Origin of the sequence: Hydrotalea flava (genome assembly GCF_001623405.1) — a bacterium.
GTDB lineage: Bacteria > Bacteroidota > Bacteroidia > Chitinophagales > Chitinophagaceae > Hydrotalea > Hydrotalea flava.
Map to the genome: position 1 here is coordinate 1 of NZ_LUHG01000116.1, position 5471 is coordinate 5471.

Sequence of the window (5471 nt, forward strand, 5' to 3'; positions counted from 1 at the left end):
AATGATAATAAAAATAAAATTATTTTTTAATGTTTATGTGATGGGCATAAAAAAGCCGCCTTAGTAGCTACTAAGACGGCTTTTGGATAAATACGGCAGCTACCTACTCTCCCAGGGACAAGGCCCAAGTACCATCGGCCATGAGGGACTTAACTTCTCTGTTCGGAATGGGAAGAGGTGAACACCCTCGGTATAACCACCATAAACTCTTTAATAAGTTAACATATTGGGAAGTGCTTGTGTAAATAAAAAAAATAAAGCTTACGGGTAATTAGTACTACTCGACTTTGCTGTTACCAGCTGTACATCTGTAGCCTATCAACGTCATCGTCTCTGACGACCCTTAAAAGTAAACTCATCTTGTGGAAGGTTTCACGCTTAGATGCTTTCAGCGTTTATCCTGGCTGTACATAGCTACTCAGCATTGCACCTGGCGGCACAACTGATACACCAGCGGTACATGCAACCCGGTCCTCTCGTACTAAGGTCACGTCCACTCAATTTACTAACGCCCACCACAGATAGGGACCGAACTGTCTTGCGACGTTCTGAACCCAGTTCACGTGCCACTTTAATCGGCGAACAGCCGAACCCTTGGGACCTTCTCCAGCCCCAGGATGTGACGAACCGACATCGAGGTGCCAAACCTTACCGTCGATATGAGCTCTTGGGTAAGATCAGCCTGTTATCCCCGGAGTACCTTTTATCCTTTGAGCGATGGCCCTTCCATGCAGAACCACCGGATCACTTTAGCCTGCTTTCGCACCTGCTCGGCTTGTCTGCCTCACAGTCAAGCACCCTTCTACTAATGCGCTCTACGTACGATTACCAACCGTACTGAGGGTACCTTTGCGAGCCTCCGTTACTTTTTAGGAGGCGACCACCCCAGTCAAACTACCCACCATGCAATGTCTCCCGCCTCAGGCGGGATTAGGTTCTAAGCAACAAAAGGTTGGTATTTCAACGTTGACTCCATAATGCCTGGCGACACTACTTCATAGTCTCCCAACTATCCTACACATTTGTTGCTCAAAATCAATGCAAAGTTGTAGTGAAGGTTCACGGGGTCTTTCCGTCCCGTGGCGGGTAACCGGCATCTTCACCGATACTACAATTTCACCGGGCTCGTGGAGGAGACAGTGTTCAACTCATTAGACCATTCGTGCAGGTCGGAACTTACCCGACAAGGAATTTCGCTACCTTAGGACCGTTATAGTTACGGCCGCCGTTTACCGGGGCTTCAGTCAAGAGCTTCGTCTTACAACTAACCCCCTTCCTTAACCTTCCGGCACCGGGCAGGTATCAGGCTCTATACGTCATCTTACGATTTTGCAGGGCCCTGTGTTTTTGTTAAACAGTTGGTTGAACCATTTTACTGAGACCTCGCCTTAGGCGAGGTACGCTTTATCCCGAAGTTACAGCGTCAATTTGCCTAGTTCCTTCTCCACGGCTCACCCGAGCGCCTTAGAATACTCATCCCGTCTACCTGTGTCGGTTTGCGGTACTGGCTGCTATACTCGCTTTTCTTGGCAGCAATTTTATGGTTTCGATTCCTCCGAAGATTCCTCTCAGGCGAACATCCGTCTGTTCGCAACCACCACGTCACTGCGTCACTTTCATTGTATAGCAGGTGCGGGATTATTAACCCGCTTTCCATCAGATTCCCCTTTCGGGTGCTCCTAAGGTCCAGACTAACCCTGATCCGATTAACGTTGATCAGGAAACCTTAGACTTTCGGCGAAGGAGTTTTTCACTCCTTTTATCGTTACTTATGCCTACATTTTCTTTTGAAACCGCTCCAACATGGCTCACGCCACACCTTCAACGCCGGTTTCAATGCTCCCCTACCATCTCGCCTTAGGCGAAATTTAGAACTTCGGCTCGTAGTTTGATGCCCGATTATTTTCCGTGCAAGACCTCTCGACCAGTGAGCTGTTACGCACTCTTTAAATGAATTGCTGCTTCCAAGCAAACATCCTGGCTGTTATTGAAGTCTCACCTCGTTTGTTCAACTTAACTACGTATTGGGGGCCTTAGTTGCTAATCTGGGTTATTTCCCTCTCGGCCACGGACCTTAGCGCCCGCAGCCTCACTCCCAGAGATATTTACTAGCATTCGGAGTTTGTCAGGGTTTGGTAGGCGATGAAACCCCCTAGCCCAATCAGTAGCTCTACCTCTAGTAAACTTCTATATCTGAGGCTGTTCCTAAAAACATTTCGGGGAGAACGAGCTATCTCTCAGTTTGATTGGCCTTTCACCCCTATCCACAAGTCATCCCAAAGCTTTTCAACGCTAACGGGTTCGGTCCTCCATTCCGTGTTACCGGAACTTCAACCTGCTCATGGATAGATCACAAAGTTTCGCGTCTGCCCCAACTGACTATTCGCCCTATTCGGACTCGCTTTCGCTACGGCTCCGTTATTCAAGAACTTAACCTCGCCAGTTAGGTGCAACTCGTAGGCTCATTATGCAAAAGGCACGCCGTCATCTCGTCTAAAACAAGACTCCGACCGCTTGTAGGCGCACGGTTTCAGGTACTATTTCACTCCCCTATTCGGGGTACTTTTCACCTTTCCCTTACGGTACTGGTTCACTATCGGTGTCTGAGGAGTATTTAGCCTTACCAGATGGTGCTGGCTGGTTCATGCAGGATTCCTCCGGTCCCGCACTACTCAGGATACTACGCGTCCTTATCATTGTACGCCTACAGGGCTTTCACCTGCTATGGCTTATCTTTCCAGATAATTCAGCTTCTTGATAATTTCTAAATGTAGTCCTACAACCCCGCAAAAGCTCGCTCCTGCGGTTTGGGCTCTTCCCTTTTCGCTCGCCACTACTTAGGGAATCACTATTGTTTTCTTTTCCTCTCCCTACTTAGATGTTTCAGTTCAGGAGGTTGGCTCTCTTTCGAGTACTATACCTTCAGTATAGTGGGTTGTCCCATTCGGAGACCCGGGGATATTGCGCTTGTGTGCAGCTCCCCCCGGCTTTTCGCAGCTTACCACGTCCTTCTTCGCCTCTCAGACCCAAGGCATCCACCATGCGCCCTTATTCGCTTTAAAAATCTTTCCATATACCCCTTTGCATACAGGCGTATACGACTATTTACTACAATTTTACTTTCCCAATATGTCAAAGACCTTTGATAAACTTAGTTGCACTTTGTTTATCCTTCGTTGATGTGTTGGACTTGAACCAAGCGAACAGCCGCTACCCTGTTCACACCTCTTTTCTCTGCTTAAAAAAACTAATCGCCTCGCATTTCTTCCTTTCTACTTCTCCCTTTTCTTTTTTTTCTCTCCCTTCTCTATCCGCTCCTCTCTCGCTTTTTGTTTACTGTGGAGGATATCGGAGTCGAACCGATGACCCTCTGCGTGCAAGGCAGATGCTCTAGCCAACTGAGCTAACCCCCCAAGGGTTATTTTCTTATCGCTTCTTTTAAGTAGACCCGACCAGAGTTGAACTGGTGACCTCTACATTATCAGTGTAGCGCTCTAACCAACTGAGCTACGGGTCTGAACGGGCCAACTTCTTCTCTATTTATTTTAATGGAAAGAACTACTCTGTTTTCTTTGTTTAAAAATTGAAAGTATCAGAAGCAACAGTTTAAAATTCTTAGCTAAGCTCTAAAAGGAGGTATTCCAGCCGCACCTTCCGGTACGGCTACCTTGTTACGACTTAGCCCCAGTCACCAGTTTTACCCTAGGCAGCTCCTTGCGGTTACCGACTTTAGGTACACCCGGCTCCCATGGCTTGACGGGCGGTGTGTGCAAGGTCCGGGAACGTATTCACCGTATCATTGCTGATATACGATTACTAGCGATTCCAGCTTCATGGAGTCGAGTTGCAGACTCCAATCTGAACTGAGAGAAGGTTTTTGGGATTGGCTTCACATCACTGTGTCGCTGCCCTTTGTCCTCCCCATTGTAGCACGTGTGTAGCCCTGGGCATAAAGGCCATGATGACTTGACATCATCCCCTCCTTCCTCACGCCTTACGGCGGCAGTTTCAGTAGAGTTCCCAGCTTTACCTGTTGGCAACTACTGATAGGGGTTGCGCTCGTTGCGGGACTTAACCCAACACCTCACGGCACGAGCTGACGACAGCCATGCAGCACCTTACGATCTGTGTATTGCTACAAAGTGAGCTTTCACCCACCGTCAAACCGCATTCTAGCCCAGGTAAGGTTCCTCGCGTATCATCGAATTAAACCACATGCTCCACCGCTTGTGCGGACCCCCGCCAATTCCTTTGAGTTTCAACCTTGCGGTCGTACTTCCCAGGTGGATTACTTAATGCTTTCGCTCAGACACTAACTGTGTATCGCTAATGTCGAGTAATCATCGTTTAGGGCGTGGACTACCAGGGTATCTAATCCTGTTTGATCCCCACGCTTTCGTGCCTCAGCGTCAATATTTGCGTAGCAAGCTGCCTTCGCAATCGGTGTTCTATGTCATCTCTAAGCATTTCACCGCTACATGACATATTCCGCTTACCTCCACAATATTCAAGATATATAGTATCAATGGCAGTTCCGAAGTTAAGCTCCGGTATTTCACCACTGACTTACATACCCGCCTACGCACCCTTTAAACCCAGTGAATCCGGATAACGCTTGCACCCTCCGTATTACCGCGGCTGCTGGCACGGAGTTAGCCGGTGCTTATTCATAGGGTACCGTCAAATATCCTAAAAAAAATAACTTTCTTCCCCTATAAAAGAAGTTTACAACCCAGAGGGCAGTCATCCTTCACGCGGCATGGCTGGATCAGACTTGCGTCCATTGTCCAATATTCCTTACTGCTGCCTCCCGTAGGAGTCGGGCCCGTGTCTCAGTGCCCGTGTGGCTGATCATGCTCTCACATCAGCTACTGATCGCAGGCTTGGTGGGCCTCTACCCCGCCAACTACCTAATCAGACGCACACCCATCAATAAGCGGCCGAAGCCTTTGATAATAATCAGATGCCTGACCATTATAATATGGGGTATTAATCCAAATTTCTCTGGGCTATCCCCCTCTCACCGGAAGGTTGTGTACGTGTTCCGCACCCGTTTGCCGGTCGCCACCCATATATTGCTATATCGTGCTGCCCCTCGACTTGCATGTATTAAGCCTGCCGCTAGCGTTCATCCTGAGCCAGGATCAAACTCTCCATTGTAAATAGATTGTCTAATCTGACTTAACTTTCTCTCAAAAATTAACGTCCGATCTTTGTTCTGTTCTTTTCTCTTTCGCTAAAAATCTTACCCAATATCTCTATTAAGTACTGTTGCTTCCAATATTTCAAAGAACTTTATTCTAACCCTTTATTATTTATCGCTATCTCACCCCCCTATTCCCAACTATCTTACCCCTCTTCTTATCCCGCATATCCCCTCTCTCACTTCCCCTCTATCGTTATTGGGGTTGCAAAAGTAATAACCCTACTCTTCCCTACCAAACTTTTTTAAACCTTTTTTTGAAAAAAAA

General features: G+C 47.6%; 2 tRNA genes and 3 rRNA genes. All 5 read right to left on the reverse strand.

From position 1 onward, the window contains the following. Positions 1 to 90: 90 nt before the first annotated feature. Positions 91 to 204, reverse strand: a 5S ribosomal RNA gene (gene rrf / locus A0F92_RS15350). A gap of 47 nt (positions 205 to 251) precedes the next feature. Further along, positions 252 to 3062 (reverse strand): 23S ribosomal RNA (locus A0F92_RS15355). Positions 3063 to 3339: 277 nt separating this feature from the next. After that, positions 3340 to 3413: transfer RNA gene (locus A0F92_RS15360), tRNA-Ala, on the reverse strand. Positions 3414 to 3443: 30 nt separating this feature from the next. Continuing rightward, positions 3444 to 3517: transfer RNA gene (locus A0F92_RS15365), tRNA-Ile, on the reverse strand. 112 nt (positions 3518 to 3629) lie between these two features. Further along, positions 3630 to 5160: ribosomal RNA gene (locus tag A0F92_RS15370) — 16S ribosomal RNA — on the reverse strand. Together the 16S, 23S and 5S rRNA genes with 2 tRNA genes alongside form the textbook arrangement of a ribosomal RNA operon. Between the last annotated feature and the right edge of the window lie 311 nt (positions 5161 to 5471).